19 protein-coding genes and 2 pseudogenes are annotated in these 18,940 nt (G+C 71.6%); 12 read left to right on the top strand and 9 right to left on the bottom strand.

Going from position 1 to position 18,940, the window contains the following annotated elements; translation table 11 throughout:
* Position 1 precedes the first annotated feature (1 nt).
* A complete protein-coding gene (gene ligD, locus ASC60_RS35425) occupies positions 2 to 898 on the top strand; it encodes a non-homologous end-joining DNA ligase (protein WP_055557819.1) in 897 nt (298 codons plus the stop codon).
* The gene (locus tag ASC60_RS35420) at positions 895 to 1,818 is read left to right on the top strand and encodes an ATP-dependent DNA ligase (RefSeq protein ID WP_055557818.1); all 924 of its coding nucleotides are present in this window, start codon (positions 895 to 897) and stop codon (positions 1,816 to 1,818) included. The genes ligD and ASC60_RS35420 overlap by 4 nt, the downstream gene beginning before the upstream one ends.
* A gap of 175 nt (positions 1,819 to 1,993) precedes the next feature.
* Here ASC60_RS35420 and ASC60_RS35415 read toward each other — a convergent pair whose 3' ends face one another.
* From ASC60_RS35415 to ASC60_RS35390, 6 genes are all read right to left on the bottom strand, one after another.
* The gene (locus ASC60_RS35415) at positions 1,994 to 2,911 is read right to left on the bottom strand and encodes a 1-aminocyclopropane-1-carboxylate deaminase/D-cysteine desulfhydrase (protein WP_055557844.1); all 918 of its coding nucleotides are present in this window, start codon (positions 2,909 to 2,911) and stop codon (positions 1,994 to 1,996) included.
* 317 nt (positions 2,912 to 3,228) lie between these two features.
* Entirely contained in the window at positions 3,229 to 3,702 is a 474-nt protein-coding gene (locus ASC60_RS35410) for a thioesterase family protein (protein WP_055557817.1), read from the bottom strand.
* Positions 3,699 to 4,676, bottom strand: coding sequence for a 3-hydroxyacyl-CoA dehydrogenase NAD-binding domain-containing protein (locus tag ASC60_RS35405; protein WP_055557816.1), 978 nt, complete (start codon positions 4,674 to 4,676; stop codon positions 3,699 to 3,701). Before ASC60_RS35405 ends, ASC60_RS35410 begins: the two co-directional genes overlap by 4 nt.
* Positions 4,677 to 4,722: 46 nt before the next feature.
* Positions 4,723 to 5,610 carry a 3-keto-5-aminohexanoate cleavage protein gene (locus ASC60_RS35400; RefSeq protein WP_199831142.1) on the bottom strand — a complete coding sequence of 296 codons (888 nt, stop codon included), beginning with the start codon at positions 5,608 to 5,610 and terminating at the stop codon, positions 4,723 to 4,725.
* Positions 5,611 to 5,649: 39 nt separating this feature from the next.
* Positions 5,650 to 6,543 carry a TetR/AcrR family transcriptional regulator gene (locus ASC60_RS35395; RefSeq protein ID WP_055557814.1) on the bottom strand — a complete coding sequence of 298 codons (894 nt, stop codon included), beginning with the start codon at positions 6,541 to 6,543 and terminating at the stop codon, positions 5,650 to 5,652.
* A gap of 150 nt (positions 6,544 to 6,693) precedes the next feature.
* Positions 6,694 to 7,539 (bottom strand): class I SAM-dependent methyltransferase, encoded by an 846-nt coding sequence (locus tag ASC60_RS35390; RefSeq protein WP_199831140.1) that lies wholly within the window; start codon positions 7,537 to 7,539, stop codon positions 6,694 to 6,696.
* 133 nt (positions 7,540 to 7,672) lie between these two features.
* Between ASC60_RS35390 and ASC60_RS35385 the strand changes: the two genes are divergently transcribed.
* From ASC60_RS35385 to ASC60_RS35375, 3 genes are all read left to right on the top strand, one after another.
* Positions 7,673 to 9,244, top strand: a complete 1,572-nt coding sequence (locus ASC60_RS35385) for a serine/threonine-protein kinase (RefSeq protein WP_055557813.1) — start codon at positions 7,673 to 7,675, stop codon at positions 9,242 to 9,244.
* A 143-nt stretch (positions 9,245 to 9,387) separates the two neighbouring features.
* On the top strand, positions 9,388 to 10,032 hold the full coding sequence (locus ASC60_RS35380) for a DUF4232 domain-containing protein (protein WP_055557812.1): 645 nt from the start codon (positions 9,388 to 9,390) through the stop codon (positions 10,030 to 10,032).
* A 204-nt stretch (positions 10,033 to 10,236) separates the two neighbouring features.
* A complete protein-coding gene (locus tag ASC60_RS35375; RefSeq protein WP_055557842.1) occupies positions 10,237 to 10,533 on the top strand; it encodes a GYD domain-containing protein in 297 nt (98 codons plus the stop codon).
* A gap of 206 nt (positions 10,534 to 10,739) precedes the next feature.
* Here the strand turns inward: ASC60_RS35375 and ASC60_RS35370 are convergent, their stop codons facing one another.
* Positions 10,740 to 11,402, bottom strand: coding sequence for a polysaccharide deacetylase family protein (locus ASC60_RS35370; protein ID WP_234357269.1), 663 nt, complete (start codon positions 11,400 to 11,402; stop codon positions 10,740 to 10,742).
* A gap of 44 nt (positions 11,403 to 11,446) precedes the next feature.
* Positions 11,447 to 12,169, bottom strand: a pseudogene (locus ASC60_RS35365) (glycoside hydrolase family 11 protein); the annotation flags it as partial.
* A gap of 291 nt (positions 12,170 to 12,460) precedes the next feature.
* Between ASC60_RS35365 and ASC60_RS35360 the strand changes: the two are divergent.
* From ASC60_RS35360 to ASC60_RS35350, 3 genes are read left to right on the top strand one after another with little or no spacing between them, the layout of a single operon-like run.
* Positions 12,461 to 12,790, top strand: a complete 330-nt coding sequence (locus ASC60_RS35360; protein WP_063787271.1) for a hypothetical protein — start codon at positions 12,461 to 12,463, stop codon at positions 12,788 to 12,790.
* A 35-nt stretch (positions 12,791 to 12,825) separates the two neighbouring features.
* Complete coding sequence (locus tag ASC60_RS35355; RefSeq protein WP_107097252.1) at positions 12,826 to 13,569, top strand: alpha/beta fold hydrolase; 744 nt, start codon at positions 12,826 to 12,828, stop codon at positions 13,567 to 13,569.
* Positions 13,563 to 14,336 (top strand): MerR family transcriptional regulator, encoded by a 774-nt coding sequence (locus ASC60_RS35350; protein WP_055557809.1) that lies wholly within the window; start codon positions 13,563 to 13,565, stop codon positions 14,334 to 14,336. Before ASC60_RS35355 ends, ASC60_RS35350 begins: the two co-directional genes overlap by 7 nt.
* Here ASC60_RS35350 and ASC60_RS35345 read toward each other — a convergent pair.
* Positions 14,314 to 14,967 (bottom strand): TIGR03086 family metal-binding protein, encoded by a 654-nt coding sequence (locus tag ASC60_RS35345; RefSeq protein WP_055557840.1) that lies wholly within the window; start codon positions 14,965 to 14,967, stop codon positions 14,314 to 14,316. The genes ASC60_RS35350 and ASC60_RS35345 overlap by 23 nt on opposite strands.
* Positions 14,968 to 15,162: 195 nt before the next feature.
* Here ASC60_RS35345 and ASC60_RS35340 point away from each other — a divergent pair, with 195 nt between their 5' ends.
* From ASC60_RS35340 to ASC60_RS35325, 4 genes and pseudogenes are all read left to right on the top strand, one after another.
* Entirely contained in the window at positions 15,163 to 15,945 is a 783-nt protein-coding gene (locus ASC60_RS35340; RefSeq protein WP_055557808.1) for a DUF899 family protein, read from the top strand.
* Between the two features lie 25 nt (positions 15,946 to 15,970).
* Positions 15,971 to 16,300 (top strand): annotated as a pseudogene (locus ASC60_RS35335) (SDR family oxidoreductase); the annotation flags it as partial.
* 604 nt (positions 16,301 to 16,904) lie between these two features.
* A complete protein-coding gene (locus tag ASC60_RS43510) occupies positions 16,905 to 18,371 on the top strand; it encodes a restriction endonuclease fold toxin-2 domain-containing protein (protein ID WP_234357267.1) in 1,467 nt (488 codons plus the stop codon).
* Between the two features lie 38 nt (positions 18,372 to 18,409).
* The gene (locus ASC60_RS35325) at positions 18,410 to 18,856 is read left to right on the top strand and encodes a hypothetical protein (protein WP_055557806.1); all 447 of its coding nucleotides are present in this window, start codon (positions 18,410 to 18,412) and stop codon (positions 18,854 to 18,856) included.
* Positions 18,857 to 18,940: the final 84 nt, after the last annotated feature.

Below are 18,940 nucleotides of genomic sequence, written 5' to 3'. Positions count from 1 at the left end.
TATGTCCCCGATCACGGAGGTGGAGGGGCGACGGATCGCGCTCAGGAACCTCGACAAGGTCATCCATCCGGCCACCGGCACCACCAAGGGCGAGCTGCTGCACTATCTGGCGTCCGCCGCGGACCCGATGCTCGGCCATCTGCGGGGGCGCCCCCTCGCGTTCCTGCGCTATCCGGACGGCCCGGACGGGCAGACGTTCTTCACCAAGAACCCGCCCCCCGGCACCCCCTCGTGGGTGACGACCGCCGAGGTCAGCCGCCATGAGGGGGAGACCGCGCGCCAGGTGCTGGTGCAGGACCTGGCCTCGCTGATGTGGGCGGCGAACCTGGTGGTCGAGTTCCACGTACCCATGTGGCGGATCGACGAGGGAACGGGCATCGCCAACCGGCTGGTGTTCGACCTCGACCCCGGCCCGCCCGCCACGATCGTGGACTGCTGCGCCGTCGCCGTATGGCTGCGGGAGCGGCTGGCCGCGGACGGGCTGGCCGCGTACGCCAAGACCAGCGGCTCCAAGGGGCTGCATCTGCTGACCCCGCTGGAACCGGCGCCGTCCCGGCAGGTCACCCACTACGCCCGGCGGCTCGCGGCGGAGGCCTCCGCCGCGCTGCCGGGGCTGGCCATCCAGAAGATGACGCGCTCCCTGCGGCCCGGCAAGGTGTTCGTCGACTTCAGCCAGAACGCCGCCGCCAAGACCACCGCCGCCCCGTACACGCCCCGCGCCCGCCCGGAGCCGACCGTCTCCACGCCCGTGACCTGGGACGAGGTGGAGGCGTGCGACGACCCCGGGCGGCTGGTCTTCCGGATCGACGACGTCCCCGCCCGCCTCGACCGCCACGGCGATCTGCTCGCCCCGCTCCTCGACCCGGCACGGGCCCACCCGTTGCCCGCCACGTCATGACCGCCCTGCTGCCACCCGTGCCGGTGGCGCTGGCCCGGCCCGTTCCGACCCTGCCGGTCGCCGTGCCGGGGCGGCAGCTGGCCTACGAGCCGAAGTTCGACGGCCACCGGCTGCTGATCTTCCGGCTGGCGGACGAGGTGCGGATGCAGACCCGCTCCGGCCGCATCGTCACCCGCGCCTTCCCCGACCTTGCGGCCGCCGCCCTGCGGCTCCCGGTGGGCACCGTGCTCGACGGGGAGGTGGTGGTGTGGGTCGGGCGCCACACCGACTTCGCCGCCGTCCAGAAGCGCGCCACCGCCGCGTCCGAGGCCCGCGCCGCGCGGCTCGCCCGCGAACTCCCCGCGTCCTACGCCGCGTTCGACCTCCTCGCGAGCGGCCCGGACGACCTGCGGCCGCGGCCGTACGCCGAACGCCGCGCCCGCCTCGTCGCGCTCCTCGAACCGTACGGCCCGCCCCTGCAGGCCGTCCCGATGACGATGGACCCGGAGCTGGCCGCCACCTGGTACGAGGCGTTCCCGGCCATCGGCGTCGAGGGGCTGGTCATCAAGAGCCCCGACCAGCCGTACCGGCCCGGACGGCACTGGCGGAAGCTGCGGCACTCGGAAACCCGGGACGCCGTGGTCGTCGGCGTCGTCGGCCCCCGATTCCGCCCCCGCGCCCTGGCCCTCGTCCTGCCGGGCGATGACACCCCCGTCGTCTCCGGCCCCCTCTCCCCGGCGGTCCGGGCCCAGCTCGCCCCGGCCCTGCGGGACCTGCCACCGGTGGAATCCCCCTCCCCGGACCCGCCCACGGCGCTCGACACGGTCGGCGCGTGGATCGCCTACCAGCCGATCGCGCCGGACCTGACGGTGGAGGTGCGCCAGGAAAGCACGGTCCGCCACGCGGCGACGTCGGTCATCCGGCTACGGGCCGGGGAATGACCCCGCGCCGAGCCCCAGCCCCGAGCGCGCCGGGCGGACCATTGGCCTCGTTTTCTCCGCGGGGTCCCGCGCCTGCCCGCCTCGCCCCGGCCTCGGGGTCCGGGGCGGAGCCCCGGTGGGGGGCCGGGGGCGGAGCCCCCGGATTCGGGAAGGGGCGGGGCGGGGGACAAGCCCCCTACCCCGCACCCGCAGGATCCGGCGGCCCGGTGACCACCGCCGTCACCCGGCCGCCCCGGGGCAGCGCCCCGGCCTCCGCCAGCCCGTACAGCCCCCACAGCATCTTCGCCACGTACCGCCGCTCCACCCGCACCCCGTGCCGCTCCTCGAACCCCGCCGCGAACGCATCCAGCTCGGCCGGGACCCGCCCGTACCCGCCCCCGTGCCACCCGTGCTCGATGCGCCAATCGCCGAACTCCCGCCCCCACCCGAGCCGGTGCAGCGCCGCCACCTCGCCCTCCAGATACCCGTCCGCCCCCTTCAGCACGGCGAACCCCACCGCCCGCGCCCCCTCCGGCAGGGCGGCGGCGATCCCGGCCAGCGTGCCGCCGGTGCCGACCGCGCAGCACACGAAGTCGCGCGCGCCCAGACCGGGCATCTCCGCGACCAGCTCGGCCGCCCCGTGCGCGGCGAGCGCGTTCGAACCGCCCTCCGGCAGCACATAGCAGCGCCCCCACCGCGCCTCCAGCTCCCGCAGGGTCCCCGGGTCGTCCAGGGAGCGCAGCATCTCCCGGTACCCGGACCGGTCGAGGAAGGACAGCCGCATGCCGTACGACTCGGCGAGCGCCAGCGACCAGTTGCGCGGCGCGTCGGCCAGCTCGTCGCCCCGGATGATCCCCACCGTCGACATGCCCCGCGCGGCCCCGGCGGCGGCGACGGCGCGGATGTGGTTGGAGTACGCCCCGCCGAAGGTGAGCAGCCGCGTATGCCCCTGCTCGGCGGCGGCCCGCAGATTGGGCGTGAGCTTGCGCCACTTGTTGCCGGGGACGGTGGGGTGGATGAGGTCGTCCCGCTTCAGCCGCAGCTCCAGCCCCGCACGCTCCACGACCGGATCGGCGAGCGGGGTCAGCGGCGAGGGAAGGGCGGCGGGAGGCATCACGACGGAAGTCTAGGAACCCGGGCCCGACCCGCCGGTCCGGGCTCGTCCGGAAGCCTCGTCGTCGTCGGGTCGGGGCAAGCGCCTGCCTCGGCTCTCCGCGACCCGGAGGGCATCCCGTAACGCCTCGGTCAGGCGATGCGAGAGGAAGCGGCGTTCTCCTGGTCCTGGCCCTGGCGCCGGTTCGCGGCTATCGGTGGAATGCCGTGGTCGTTTCGAGCGTGGCGCGCTCCGTGGTGATCTGGCGGCCTGAACGCGTCGAGGGGGTCACCGGGCCGTGCGGCCCCGTGACCCCCTCGTCTCTGCGTGCGCCGCGCCTAGGCGGCCGCCGGCACCGCGCCGATGGAGCGGCCCGCCCACGTGGGGGCCTTTTCGACCAGGGAGGTGAGCCGCTCGCGGATCTCCTCGGGGAAGGGCGCCGCGTGGCCCTCCTTCTGGTCGATGTGGAGGGCGAGCAGTTCGGTGGTGGCCACCGGCTCGCCGCCCTCCGGCTCGCCCACGTACATCTCGTGGGAGAACCGCACCTTCTTCTCGTCCACGCCCAGCACCCGGGTGCGGATGGTCAGCTCGGCGCCTTCCTCGACTTCGTGGAGATAGCGTAGGTGCGTCTCGACGGTGTAGAGGGAGCAGCCGGTCTTCACCCGGTACCCGGAGTCGAGACCGGTCTCGACCATCATCTCGTCCGTGCTGTGTCCGAAGACGAGGACGTAGAACGCCTCGCTCATATGACCGTTGTAGTCGATCCATTCCGGTCGGACGGTCTGGTGGTAGTGGGGGAGCTGGTCGCTCACTTGTCGCCTCCCTCGTTGCGCTGCTCGGGCAACCGGCCGGTCGCCCGCAGGACGTTGATCACGCCCTGGTCCCTTTCCGCGACGAGCTGGGCGATACTCCGCCCGGCCGCCGCCTCGTCACATCCGTCGACCATGGCCGTACGCAACGAGTCGTCCAGCTCAGGGGCTTCGAGACGCGTCCATGGCGATTTCAGTGACGGTCCGAAGTGATCGAGCATATGCCCCATGCCGCCCTCGCCTCCCGCGAGGGCGAACGTCAGGCACGGGCCCATGAAGGCCCAGCGCAGACCGGGCCCTTCGGTGATGGAGTCGTCGATGTCCTTCACGGTGGCCTCACCGTTCGCGACCATGTGCAGGGCCTCGCGCCACAGCGCCTCCTGGAGGCGGTTGGCGATGAACCCGGGCAGTTCGCGGTCCATGGTGATGACGGACTTGGCGGCCGCCTTGTAGAAAGCGGAGGCCCATTCCACGGCGGCCGGGTCGGTCTTCTCCCCGCCGACGACCTCGACCAGCGGGATCAGGTACGGCGGGTTGAACGGGTGGCCGACGAGGAGGCGGCCGGGGCCGGTGGCCTCGGTCTGCATGTCGGTCATCGGATAGCCGGAGGTGGAGGACGCGATGACGACGCCCGCCGGGGCCGCCGCGTCCAGCTGGGCCAGCAGGCTCCGCTTCAGCTCCAGCTTCTCGGGAGCGCTCTCCTGGACGAAGTCCGCCTCGGCAACGGCCTCTTCGAGGGTCGGGGCGAGGGTGAGGCGGTCCGGTGAGGCGCCCTCGGCGAGGCCGATCTGCTCCAGGGCGGGCCAGGCGGCGTCGACGAGGCGGCGCAGCTTCACCTCGGCGTCCGGTGCCGGGTCCCAGGCGGTGACGTCGTAGCCGCGGGCGAGGAAGTGGGCGACCCAGCCGCCGCCGATGACGCCCGCGCCGATACAGGCGACGCGGCGGACACGGTCGGGGGCGCAAGGGGGTGAGGGCATGGGGGTCCTAAGGAGGTGAGGAGGGGGGCAGGCAGGCCGGGAGGGGTTACGAGCGCGGCTTGAGGCCCAGGCGCCGCCGGGCCTCGTCGGGCGTGGCGACGGTGGCGCCCAGCAGCTCGGTGATCTGGACGGCGCGCTCGACCAGCTGGCCGTTGGTGGCCTTGACGCCCCGGCTGAGGTACAGGTTGTCCTCCAGCCCCACCCGTACGTTGCCGCCGAGCAGGATGGACTGGGCGACCCACGGCATCTGCATGCGGCCCAGGGCGAAGCTGGCCCACTGCGCGCCCTCGGGCAGCAGGTCGACCATGGCCCCCAGGACGCCCGGCTCGGCGGGGGCGCCCCACGGGATGCCCATGCACAGCTGGAAGACGGTCGGGTCGTCGAGCAGCCCCTCGGCCAGCAGCTGCTTGGCGAACCACAGCTGCCCGGTGTCGAAGATCTCCAGTTCCGGGCGGACGCCCAGCTCCTGGATGCGCGCCGCGCCGGCGCGCAGCATGTCGGGGGTGGAGACGTAGAGGTTGCTGCCGTCGCCGAAGTTGAGCGAGCCGCAGTCCAGGGTGCAGATGTCGGGGAGCAGGTCCTCGACGTGCGGAAGCCGGTCCAGGCCGCTGACCAGGTCGGTGCCGGGGAGGTGGGTGAGCGGTTCCTCGGGGTCGATGACCAGGTCGCCGCCCATGCCCGCGGTGAGGTTGATCACGACGTCGGTGCCGGTCTCCTTCACCCGCTCCACGACCTCGCGGTACAGCCGCGGATCGCGGGCGGGGGCACCGGTCTCGGGGTCGCGTACGTGGATGTGGACCACGGCCGCCCCGGCCTCCGCGGCCTCGACGGCGGAGCGGGCTATCTGCTCGGGGGTGACGGGGACGTGGGGGCTGCGGGCCACGGTGTCACCGGCCCCGGTGAGAGCGCAGGTGATGATGACGCTGTCATTCATGGGCATGGGGTTTCTCCGTCTTCTGCGACTGCTCCGTAGCTACGGGAACGGGGATGAACGGGTTTCGCCGGGACGGTGAGGGGGCCGTGCGGACAGCTCCGTGTCGACGTAGGCGAGGCAGGCGGCGCGCATGTGCTCCGCGCTCGTACCGCCCTCACCGGGCGCGGTGGCGACCACCTGGGTGGCGAAGCCGTCGATCAGCGCGGTGAGCCGCAGGGCGCCGAACTCCGGGTCCACGTCGCGGAAGACGCCCTGGGCGATACCGCGCCGGATCACCTCGGCGATGGTGCGCCGCCACTCCCGGTAGAACGCGGCGTGCAGTTGTCCGATGGCGGTCGAGCGCGCGGCCTCGGCCCACAGGTCCATCCACACCAGCCACTGGTGGCGCTGCTGGGTGCTGTCCGGGACCTGGAGGTCGATGAGCTGACGCAGCTCCTCCAGGGCGTCGTCGGCGTCCGCGAGGCGGGCGGCGCGGCGCATGGTGTCCTCGTCCATGCACCAGCGCACGGCGGCTTCCAGTAATTCGGCGCGGCCGGGGAAGTGGTAGTGGATGGCGGCGGTGCTGGTGTCGCAGGCGGCGGCGATGTCGGCGACGCGTACGGAGTGGAAGCCGTGCTCGGCGATGAGCCGGACCGTCTCGCGCACGATCTGGAGGGGCCGCCCGCCCTCGGGGGGTGAGGGGCGGGCGGCCGGTTCGGGGGCGCCGGCGGCGGGTTCGCCGGGTCCGGCGGTGCCGAGCAGCCACCCGGCGTCGACCCGGCCCGCGTCGGCGATGCGGGCCAGTTCGGCGACGGTGAAACGGCGGGTGCCGCCGAGCGAGCGGGACAGCTTGGAGGGGTCCATCACCACACGCCGCGCGAACTCCCGCTGGCTGCAGCCCGCTTCGTCGATCACCTGACGGACGCGCGCCGCGACGTCGAACTCTTGCCGCATGGCCGACACGCTACGGAGGTGTTGAGATAAGCGCAATGGACGCGGGCGGGGTATGCGCCCTTATGGCCCTCTACGCGCCCGAATTTCCGCCAGGTGATGAGATGAGGACTGACTCGGCGATCAGTGGAGATCGGTGAGAAAACCAGCCACTCAGCCGAAGCGGGCGATCGCGGTCATCGTGGGGCGCAGATTCCGTACGGCGGGCAGCCGCCGCAGCACCGGCACCAGCGCCCCGTGGTACAGCCCCCGCCCGCGCGGCGGCGGCAGCTCCCGCACCTCGGCCACGCGCGGATGGGCGCCGCGGACCTTCGCCAGCTCACCCGCGTCCATGCCCCACGGCATGGGCGGCGGCCGGTACCCCCGCGCGGTGCGCAGCTCGCCGCGCATCGTGCGCGCGCTGAACCAGCGGGGCACCGCGTCGAAGACCAGCGCCCCGCCCGGGAACCCCTCCGCGCATCCGGCGATCAGGTCCCGTACCTCGGTGGGCCGCAGATACATCAGCAGCCCCTGCGCGGTGATCAGCACCCCGCGGGAGGGATCGACCTCCTCCCGCCACGACAGGTCGAGCGCCGACCGGGCGAGGGTGCGCCGCCGCTCGTCGTCCGGCAGCAGGGCGCGCCGCACCGCGGCGGTCTCCGGCAGCTCGACGCACAGCCAGCGGGCCCGTCCGTTGTCCACCCGCCAGTACTGGGTCTCCAACCCCTCGGCGAGCGCGACGACGGTGCCGTCCGGGTGGGAGGCGAGGAAGTCCCGTACGGCGTCGTCGAAGGTCCGCACCCGCAGCGCGTGCCCCTGCGCGAGCAGCGGACCGGGTGGCCCGAAGGTCTCCTCGAAGGGGTAGTCGATGCGGTCGACCAGCTCCACGGCCTTGGGATCCGCCAGCACCGGCCGTGGCCGCCGCGCCTCGTGCGCGCGCATGTAAAGGTTCCACAGCAGGGTCTCCGGGACCCCGCTCAGCTCGACGCGCCACCCGTTGTCGTCCGCCATGCGGTCCATTGAACACCCGCGACCCGCCGAAGGCGCCGGCCGGTTCGATCAGCCGCACGAGTACGACAACGGTCCCGCTATGCTCGCCGCATCGATCCCCGCGCGTACGGCCGGGGCCGGGGGGAGAGACAGGGGAGACCGAGTGAGATCCGCCGAGGACGGACGGCTGATCGCCGAACGCTATCTGCTCCTGGACCAGCTCGGCCGGGGCGGCATGGGCACCGTCTGGCGTGCCCGGGACCGGGTGCTGGAGCGCGAGGTCGCCGTCAAGGAGTTACACGTCCACAGCGACGGCGACGAGCACCACAGGCGGCTGCGCCGGGCGGTGCGGGAGGCGCGCACCGTCGCCCGGGTGCACCACCCCCATGTGATCGGGGTGCACGATCTGGTCGAGTACGACGGCCGGTTGTGGATCACGATGGAGCTGATCGACGGCCCCTCCCTCGACCGTCACCTCGCGGCCACCGGTCCGCTGTCCCCGCAGCGCACCGCCGCCATCGGCCTCCAGCTGCTGAGCGCCCTCGAAGCCGTGCACGCCGTCGGGGCGCTGCACCGCGACATCAAGCCCGCCAACGTGCTGCTGCGCCCGGACGGCAACGCCGTCCTCACCGACTTCGGCATCGCCGCCCTGGAAGGCGACGACTCGCTCACCACGGCCGGTGAACTCCTCGGCTCCATCGGCTACATGGCCCCCGAGCAGCTGACCGCCGACGAGGTCGGCCCGCCGTCCGACCTGTGGGCGCTGGGCGCGACCCTGTCCGCCGTCGCCTCCGGGGTGGCGCCGTTCCAGCGCACCACCCAGGCCGCCGCACTGCACGCGGTCACCTTCGCGGCACCCAACATCCCGGACCGGGTCGGCCCGCTGCGGCCCGTCATCGAGGCGCTGCTGCACAAGTCCCCGGACCAGCGGCCCTCGGTGGCCGAGCTGCGCGAGGCGCTGCGGAGCGTCGTGGACGGTTCCGCCCCCGGCCCGGCCGTCCCGGCGCCCACCGGCGACGCGGGCATCCACGCCACGACGGTACGGGTGCCCCATTCCCTGGCGGAGGCCGCGACGCAGACGAGCATCCGCGCCCTGGGCGCCGAGCCGACCCTCGTCGGCGCGGAGCCGACCGTCGCCGGCGCGGAGCCGACCGTCGTGGACCGCATACCCGCCGCGGCGCCCCCGCGCCGCGGGGTGAGGTGGTGGTGGCCGGTGGCGGTGGGGCTGGTGTCCGCCCTGGCCACCGGGGTCTTCCTGGTGGTGACGGACGCGCCGCCGTTCGGCCCCGGGAGCGCCGCGTCGACCGATGAGCCCACCCCGGCCGCCCCGGTCACCACGACCACGAAGCTGAGCGTCCAGTCGACCGAGGGCTGGCAGCGCGCGACGCGGACCCCGCTCCGCAAGGGCGACGCGGTGACGGTGCGCTACTCCACCGGCACCTGGACGGTGGACTCCGGCTCCCTGCCGGAGGTGGGCCCCCTCGGGCACACGGCCGCCGACGACGAATCCCTGCGGGGCGCCTGGGGCTGCAAGGTCGACTCCGGATCCCGGTTCGGCACCCTCCTGGGCCGCTTCTCGGGGAATCCCAAGAGCCTGCCGAGCCACCGCGCGGGCCGCGAGTGGACGTTCCGGGCCGCCCACGCGGGCACCCTGGAGCTGCGGATCAACGACGGCGACACCTGCCTGGACGACAACAAGGGCGCCCTGGAAGTGAGCGTGCTGGTCACGCGCTGAGGGCTTCCCCTTGGCGTCCGTTCCCTGGGCACAGGCGTGTTAGCCGGAAGTCAGCCGGGTGGCAGTGTTGCGGTAGTGGCCCCGGCGAGAGTTGTTGTCGTACCGAACGGACCACGACACCGACCTCTCCGGGGGACCCGAAAATGCGCTCCGACACCACTGCCCGCACCGCCCGCCGTCGCACCCTCCGCGTCGCCGCCGCGGCCCTGACCGCGGCCGCCGCCCTGACCCTGACGGCCTGCAACGGCTCGGAGACCGGCGGCGCGCAGTCCGCGGGCCAGGCCGACACGGCCCCGGCGGGGTCGGGCAGCGGGCAGGGCGCCGCCGAAGGCAGCGGCAGGGCGCACGCGGGCGTCGAGCGCTGCCGCACCGAAAACCTGGAAGCCGCCTTCGCCACGGGCGAGGACGCGCTCCCGGTCCCGGACGAGGGCGCGGACGGGTCGGCGACGGCCACCATCGTCCTGATGAACAAGGGCACCAGCTCCTGCAAGCTCAGCGGCTTCCCCGGTGTGGACCTGACCTCGATCAACGGCGGCGAGCGCTGGTCCCTGGCCCGCTCCTCGCAGAAGGGGAGCCCCGTGGAGGTGGAGGCCGGCCAGAGCACCGAGTTCACCCTGAACCTCGCCTTCACCAAGGAGGAAGAGGGCTTCTACCAGCCGGCCCGGGTCGAGATCACTCCGCCCGACGAGACCGAGTCCCTCAAGGTCGAGTGGCCCTGGGAGAACGACAGCCTCGTCGACCAGCGCGGTGCCACCCACCCCGGCACCTTCGTCAACCCCATCGGCTGACCGGCTCAGGTGGAGGCGCCGCTGATCGGCCCGGGGTGATCCGGCGGGCCCGGAGGACCGACGCGGCGGTCCATGAGCCCGCCCGGGCGGAGGTGGCGGCGGGCGCCCCGGCGTACCACCCGAATGGGTGCGCCTCTCGGGCGGTCGGCGCCCCTGACGTCGACGATTGACCTCGCGATGTGCCCCTTCGTGGAGGTGAAGGTCATGCCGAAATTCGTCGTGCTACTGAACTGGACCGAGCAGGGAGTCCGCGCCTACCGGGACACCCCGAAGCGCTACGACGCGTTCAAGGCGGCGCTGGACAAGCAAGGGGTGAAGCTCCTCGACTTCCTCTGGACAGTCGGCCCGTACGACGTCGTCTTCACCATCGAGGCACCCGACGACGAAACCGCCACCGCGGCATCCTTGCAGCTCAGCAGCTTGGGCAACGTCCGCACCACGACCCTGCGCGCCTTCGGCCGGGAGGAGATGGACGGCATCATCGCCAAGGCGGCGGCCTGACGATCCGCCGGACCTCTGGCGCCGGGGCGCACGGCGGCAGGCCCCGCGGAGACGGGGGCCTGCCGACCGCTGCTGCGGTATGCCAAGTGCGCCGAAGAGATCAGGGACTGACCGCCGAGTCCTGAAAGAAAGGGCGGCGCCACCGGATTCTCCCGGTGGCGCCGCTTTCGCTGTTCCGAACGTCCGCCGTGCGCGTGCTGGTGCTGTCAGGCCGGGGCCACGGCGCGGCCGGTCTGGGGTGAGATCATCCCGGCGCAGAGGCCGCGACCGGCCAAGCCCTGTGCGATACGGGGGATCGCGGCGCGCGTGTTGGCGGGCCAGTCGTGCATGAGGATGATCTGGCCGTTGGTGAGCCGTCCTGCGGCCTGCACGATCGCGTCGGTGCTGGCGTTGTTCCAGTCCTGTGAGTCGACGTCCCAGATGATCTGGGTCAGGCCATACTTGGCCGCGACCGACTTCACCGTCGCGTTGGTCTCCCCGTACGGCGGCCGGAACAGCTTCGGCGTGCCGCCGCCCGCGTTCGCGATGGCCGTTTGCGTCCGGGAGATCTCCGAGTCGACCTGCGCCTGGCTCTGCTGGGTCAGATGCGGGTGGGTGTAGCTGTGGTTGGCGACCCACATGCCCGCGGTGACCTGGGCCCGTACCTGGGACGGGTTGGCGGCGGCGTACTGGCCCTCGTTGAACATCGTGGCCCGCAGCCCGTTCTGCTTGAGCGCGTCGAGCAGGGCGGAGGTGCTGCCGGACGGGCCGTCGTCGAAGGTGAGCCCGACGTACCCGTTGCAGGCCGCCGGCGCCGCGGCTTGCGCCGGGGTGGCGGCGTGGGCGCTGAGGGTGCCCGCGGCGGCGGTCGCGACGACGGCCAGCCTCACGACCAGGGAACGTGACGGGTGACGCGTTCCGGTGCCCATCAGCCGCCGCCCACGGTGATGTTGGAGCTGCCGCTGCTCTGGTAGCCCTCGGTCGCGAGGATCATGTAGTACTTGAAGTCGCCCAGCGGCATCCCGGCGCGCGCCCAGGCGTCGAAGTGGTTGCCGGTGGTGATGGTTCCGCCCGTCCGCTTCGACTGCCGCACGCTCCAGTACTGGTCGAAGGTGCGCGTGCCTTCGACGGACGGTGCGTTGTACCGCGTGGTCTTGTAGATGTCGTACGTACCGCCGTCGCTGGTGACGGTGCCCTTGTACGTCCCCGTGGGCCGGTACGTGCCCCAGTTGTCGACGACGTAGTACTCCACCAGCGGGTTCGACGTCCACCCGTAGAGCGCCAGGTAGGCGTTGCCGGACGGGTTGAACGTGCCCGAGTACGTCACGCTCTTGCGTCCGCCGTTGCTCCAGCCCTTGCCCGCGACGAAGTTCCCGGTGTTGCGCCACGACGTGCTGTAGCTGCCGCCGGAGGCCAGGTTCATGGAGACGGTGCCTTGCGAGTCCGTCCAGAACGAGTAGTAGTAGCCGTTGTTGGTGCCGGTCTGGTTCGTGGTGACGACCGTGTCGGCCTGCGCGGTGCCGGGCAGCGCTATCGCGGCCACGGTGACCAGCACCGTCGTGCAGGCGATGCTGATGAGCAGCCTGAACCGGCCGAGCGCGCGTAAGCGACCGCGCCTGCCGGTTGTCGGGTGTGTGTGAGCGGATACGTGCTTCATGTGCGTGATTCCTCCTCGCCCTCATGAGGCCGGTGGGGAGACCATGCGGCGTTTGCCTCGCAGTTTTGATCTGCTCACATCAACAGTCAACAGCATTCCGGAAAGAATCACGAAAACTTCCGAAGATTTACCGGTCGCCCCGGAGTCGGGAGGACGGCTACCGGTCGGCGGTGTGCTGGACGGCGGCCGTCCGCACGGCCCAATGGTGCGCGAAGGCGTCGGACCCGGCGCGCGGTTCGCTCACCGGACGGCCGAGCCGGGACATCCCGGGGGCAGCGGGACACGGCGTCCTTGTACGCGCGCCGCCTCCCGGCCGGGATCGACGTCGTGGCCCACCACCCCGGATTCGTCCCCGGCACCGGCCTCGCCCGCAACGCGGCTCCCGTCTCCCGCTTCGCGATGCGCCGCGTCCTGCCCGCGATGACCCTCACCCCGTTCGCCACCACCCGCGGCACCGCGGGCCGCTACCTCGCCGACGTCGTCCTCGGTACGACCCGGGCGCCGACCGGGTCGTACGTCGACCGCGGCCGCGAGGCCCGGTCGTCGGAGGAGACGTACGACCCGCGGCGCGAGGACGAACTCCGGGACGCCGCCGAACGGTTCACGGCACCCCCGTCTTGACCCTGCCGCAGGGGCAGCCCCGCAGCATGACCGGCATGACGACGAAAACGATCCACCACGACGGCGTCACGATCCCGATGATTCGCGGCGGCCGGGGACGCCCGCTGGTCCTGTGCCCCGGCCTGAACTCGACCCAGGCCGACCTGCACGAGCTGACCGCGCTCCTTCGGCGCGACCACGACGTGGTCACCTTCGACCTCAGGGGCCACGGTCTCGCCTCGGCCTCCGACCGGTACTCGTTCGACGCGTTCCTGAGCGACCTCGTCGCCGTACTGACGGCGCTCGACCTGCCCACGGCGCCCCTGCTCGTGGGCTACTCGCTGGGCGCGGACCTGGCCGTGCACTACGCCTCCGAGCGCCCCGACGCCGTCGCGGGGCTCGTCCTCATCGACGGCGCGAACCCGCTGCCCGAACCGTTCATCACCGATGCCGACCTGGCGGAATTCCGCTCACTGGCAGACGACTTGGCGCATTCCACGCGGCTCACCGCACACGACATCCACGACCTGAACCTCGAAATCGACGTGGTGCGGTCCGCGCTCCTCGACCGCTACCGGAAGATCGACCACCCCATCAGCCTGATCATGTCGGCCAACATCGCCGGCGACAGCGCCGAGGGCCGTGCGCCACGCCACAACCAGCTGTGGCGCGCGGGCGTCGAACGTCTCGTACGCGCACGACCGCACACCTCCACGACCTGGCTCGACGCCGACCACCGCCTGGTCTTCACCCACGCCCCGCACATCGCGGAGATCATCCGTAACCTGCCGGGATGCTGACCATCGGCGAACTGGCCTCGTACGCCGGAGTGACGGTCCGCGCGGTGCGGCACTACCACGCCAAGGGGCTGCTCCCGGAACCGGAACGGGACCAGTCCGGATACCGCAGGTACGACGCGGGCGCCGTGGTCGAACTGATCAAGATCCGCACCCTCGCCGGGGCCGGGGTCCCGCTGGCGCGCGTACGCGAACTCCTCCAGGCCGACGAAGCGGACTTCGCCGCGGCCGTCGCGGACATCGACAAACGGCTGCGCACGGAGATCCAGGAGCGCCAACACCACCGCGACCAGCTCGCCCGCCTGGCCGCCGGGGACCATCTGGCACTGCCCCGGGAGGTGGTCGCCTTCCTCGACCACCTCCGTGCTCTCGGCATCGACGAGCGGATCGTCCGGGCCGACCGCGACGGCTGGGTCCCCCTGGCCGCGCGCTCACCCGAACGCGTCCCGGAGTGGATGGCCCGCAAGCGGGCGCAGATCGCCGACCCGCGGTTCATCGGCTTCTACCGCACCCTGAGCCAGGCCCTCGACCACGCCGCCGACGATCCACGCCTGACCGGCCTGGCCGACGACCTGGCCGCCTACCTCACGCGACTGGCCGACGAGCGGGGCGAACACTACGTCGACGACGCCGACCTCGACCCCCCGCTCGTGGCACTGATGGACACCCTGGCGTACGACACCGTGCCCCCCGCCCGCCGGCTGATCGAGCTGCTGAGGGAACGGGGCTGGACGGGCTGGACCAGGCTCAAGCGCGTCCGAGGCCGGTAGCGTCCTCCCCTCCGGGTCCCAGCCCATCCGGGTCCCTGCCCATCCGGCGCAGCAACCGGTCCTGGCGAGCGGCGTCGTGACGGAGAGGGGGCAGGGGCGGCGCGAAGAACCGATGGGTCGTCTCGGTCGCGGTGGGCGTCTCGGGCAGCCCGGCGTAGATCGCCTCCACATGGCCGTCGACCCACTCCACCAGGTCCGGGCGCAGGCGGTCGTCCACGCCGAGGGCGCGTGCGAGGTCCCAGGTGTGGATCACGCTGTCGGTGGTACGCACGGCGAGGGCCTGCCGGCCGGTAACGCGGCCCAGGGGATAGTCGAGAACACGCTCAAACGCACCGGGCCGGGCAAAGGCATTGGCGCAATCCCGCACGGACCGGACATACGCGCCGACCGGGTCGTCGCCCAGGGCGTCGGCGTCCCGTCGGCGCAGGAAGTCCTCACCGGTGTCACCGTTCAGCAGCCCCGTGTAGCCGAGGTTGCCCCGGGTCATGTGATGGACCAGGTCGCGTACGTTCCACTCCGTGCAGGGCGTCGGCCAGGCCCACTGCCCGGCCCGCACGGCCCGCAGCCGCTGCTCGAACTCGGCGCCGGCCAGCAGATACCGCTCGACGAGCGCTTCGGAAGAATCGTTCACGTCCAACAGGCTGGCCGCCTGCCCCCGCCCTGTCCGGCGGCTATCGGACGCCGCGCTACGACGGGGAAGGGCCGCTCGCCCGGGCAGCGCGACGCGCCTGCTGCGATGAGTTCCGGCCGGGCCGCGAGTCTCTTCCGGTGACCGCCGTAGAACGTCGTACGACGCTGCCCGGCACGAGACACCACGGAGGACACCATGACGACCACACCGGACGACCCGACCACCCCACAGCCCGGCCGCCCGCCCGTGGTCGACCCGGCCACCTGGCAGATCGCCCGCGACGAACTGCTGGCCCGCGAGAAGGCCCACACCCGCGAGGGCGACGCCATCGCCGCCGCCCGCCGCCGCCTGCCGATGGTGGAGTTCGACGGGACGGTCGAGGTCGTCGGACCCGACGGCCCGGTCCCGTTCCTGAACCTGTTCCAGGGCCGCGACGAACTCGTGGTCTACAAGCACATGTGGTATGACGACACGCCGCACCAAGGGCAGTGCGAGGGCTGCACCACCACGGCCTGGCACCTGAAGGACGACGTCTACCTGGGCGCCCGCGGCGTCTCGTTCGCCATCCTGACCACGGGCCGGTGGGACGAAGTGGCCCCCTACGTCGCGTTCATGGGCTACACCCAGCCCTGGTACTCGGTGCGCGACGTGGACGCGCCGGTCGGCGACGACATGGGTCACCTCACCTGCTTCCTGCGCGACGGCAACCGCGTGTTCCTCACCTACTCCACGACGGGCCGTGGCAACGAGCGGGTCAACGGGTCCTTGGGCCTGCTCGACATGACGCCCTACGGCCGCGGCGAGGCGTGGGAGGACACCCCCGAGGGCCGGCCCGAGGGAGGCAGCCCGTGCTGGTCCTGGCGCTCGGACGCCAACGGGAACGCCACCTGGGGCCCGACCAGCCGCCCCGTGCCACAGTGGACCCGCCCCGGCGCGACCCCCGTGGAGACCCTCGGCCGCCACGGCCACCACCACTGACGCGCCTTCGCCGACACGCAGGCACGCGCCCACAGGTGCCGGCGGCGGGATCGGCCGGGTCACAGCCCTCCGCCTGGCCGCGCGTGGCGCGGAGGTCGTGCTCGGAGCCCGCAGCGACAAGGCACTCGACGACGTGGTCGAGGACATCCGATCCGCCGGCGGACAGGCCGTGGCCGTGGCGACCGACGTGACCAGCCGAGCAGACGTCGCGGCGTTGGTCGCGACCGCCGAAGCCGAGTTCGGCGGGCTGGACGTCCTGGTGAACAACGCCGGTGTCGGACCGGTCTCCGCGCTCGACGAACTCAAGGTCGACGAGTGGGACCGGATGGTCGACGTGAACCTCAAAGGGGTGCTAGACGACCACGCCCCGGCCTGCGGCAACCTCTCGAAGCACTGTTCAACACCTCCGTCGGGCACCCACCGGACCCGGCCTGACTCGGGAGTCAGTGTGCTCGCGCCCATGGCCTGCGGAGACTCTTGATCAGATTGGTGCCCCCGGCAGGATTCGAACCTGCGACACCCGCTTTAGGAGTGGGATCGAATCCTTGCCGGGGGGTGCTCGGTGCTGTTGTCTGGCGCTGTTCTACCTGGTCAGCGCCACGGTCGCTGATTGGTTGATCCTGCTTATGACGGCTCGTGCCGGACAGTCCGCTCACGCACCGCGCACGCACGAAGCCGTTCGTTTGGGAGGCGTAGCTGACGCTCTGTGGCGCGAGGTCCGGGTGGCGCCGGTGGCAGGATCTGGTCAGTGCGCGTCGCTGTTCGCTTCGCTGGCCGTCTGCGACACGGGGGCGTCAACCGTCGCTCGTGCACGCACAGTTCGCACCCGTGTACGGTGCTGTGGGCATCCGTTGTGGATCTGCGGGGAGGGCGGGAGAGCGTTGGATCTCCGGCATCAGACGTCGAACTTCGTCAACGCGTCCTGGTCGATGGTGAGGCTGCGTGATCTGATCTTCGAGATGCTGAGTCTGCTCTTCACCGAACTCAGCGAGCATGGCGGGATGGCGGGTGACGACGAGGCGGGACGGGCCTTCGCCGCCGTGTACAAGGAGGCCGTGAAGACGGTCTTCGACAAGTCCGGCTTTGCCCATCAGGTGATGGCCAACGGTGCCGGTGCACTGCTGAAAGCGTCCGAGGAGTTCCTGAAGAACGAGAGCAAGACAGCGGCGGAGCTCCTTGGCAAGAGCCCTCAGGACCCGGGGATCGGTGACCAGCCATCCGGCCCCGACTGCAACCCACGTGCCAGCCACAACGCCGAGGACCTGCCCGACGTGGTCGGCGAAACCAGCGGCACCGACCAGTATTTCTTCAACGAGCGCTTCCTCGGCCAGCCGGACAAACTCCGCGCCGTCGCCAAGACCTGGCGCAGCGCCGCGAAGATCCTCGAAGACGCCTACTGGGACTCCGACACCGCGTGGAAGACCGCCAACCTCGACCAGGTCGGCGAGACCGCCGACGCGGTCGAGGACTTCTTCAAGAAGTTCGTCGGCAAGACCGCGCCGCCGAGCGCGGTGGGCGAGGACGAGACGCTCATGGCGAACCTTCCCACCGCCTGCAAGATGCTCGCCAACGCGTGTGACGCTTACGCCGATCACATAGAGACCGCCAAGGATCGCCGGGCCATGGAATCCATGCCCCTCACCGGAGAGTCCCTCTGGCCCTGGGAACAGCCCAGGTTTGGAGGGGACGGCCACGATGGCGGCCTTCACGAGGCCATTGCCGGTGACACACGGATCGCCGCCCTCGGCAAGATCCCCGCTGCCTTGGACACGTCCAAGTCCAGGGTGAAGATGCCGCAGCCCGACAACGACAGCCTCGTGCCACCAGGTCTGCCGCCGTTCCTGGCTCCGCTGATCCGTGTCCCGACCCTTGTTCCGGTCGGCTATCGCCCCTCCAAGGGCGGCCCGCGCGTCCAGCCGATCCCCCCAGGCACGCCGCCCGACCCCCGCTTTCCACCGCTCACCCCCGGGGAGCAGAAGAAGTTCCAGACCTGGCTGAGCTCGCTGCGGCCGGGCGAGGTCTCGGGTGGCAAGCCGGCGGAAGTCGCCTACCAGAAGCGCGTGTCCGGCTCCCCAGAGTACGAGGTCCCTATCCCGCCCGGCCACAGCGTAGGGAACACGCTGATGGTGGACGGATTCCGTGACCTCGACGGGATGGCCGTCGAGGCGAAGTATGTCCACAAGCCGAACCAGCGCTGCTACCGCTCGCTCGACGAACTCCGTGAGAACCATGAGAAGGGGAAGAAGGACTTCCTCTACTACAAGGACCGCAACGAGCTGAAGAAGTACGCTGCCGCGCTCGACGATCCGAGGAACACGGAGATGCGAGGAGTCGAGACGGTCACGAACAACCAGGAGTCGGTCCAGTACTGGCGCGTCATGATGGCCGCCTACGGTGTCAAAGGCCACGCCCGCTACGTACCCTGACCACCGCTGCCCCGCCGCACAGGAAGCACAGCGCCACGATGGAACCGGAAGAGATCGCCGAACTTCGCACCATGTACATCTTCAGCCCGCCGGAGGGGCAGAGCTGGGGCCTGTCCTATGAGGGCCTGGAGGCCCTGCTGCGCGAGCGCAACCCGGAGGAGTTCATTCGCATCGACGATGGCTCCGACGGCCCGGTCAGCGGATCGTCCATGCACTTCGGGATCACCCTGGACGACGAAGAGCTTGAAGGTATGGCCCTGCTTGCCCCCGAGGGGGTGTCCATCATGGACTGCACCGTGCACACAGCGGCCGCCTTCGCCGTCTGGCTCTCGAACAACGTGCTGCCGACGGGAATGGCCGTCGCCTTCAACACGGAATGGGGCCTGGAGGCCGAACTGTCGGACACCCTCGTTCCAGAAGCGCCCCGTCCGCGGATCGCTGCCGCGTTCATGGAGCACCTCAAGGCCACCGGAGAACTCGGCTGAATCCGAAGATCGACGGCCTCCCCACGTGACCCACGGCCCGTTCGGCGGTCACGGGGGGCCGGGCGGCACGGTGGCACGCGGCGC

This window comes from Streptomyces sp. NBRC 110028 (assembly GCF_001417735.1).
In the GTDB taxonomy this organism is placed as follows: domain Bacteria; phylum Actinomycetota; class Actinomycetes; order Streptomycetales; family Streptomycetaceae; genus Streptomyces.
Note: the sequence above shows the minus strand (reverse complement) of the source record. Positions and strands in the feature narration are given on the sequence as shown.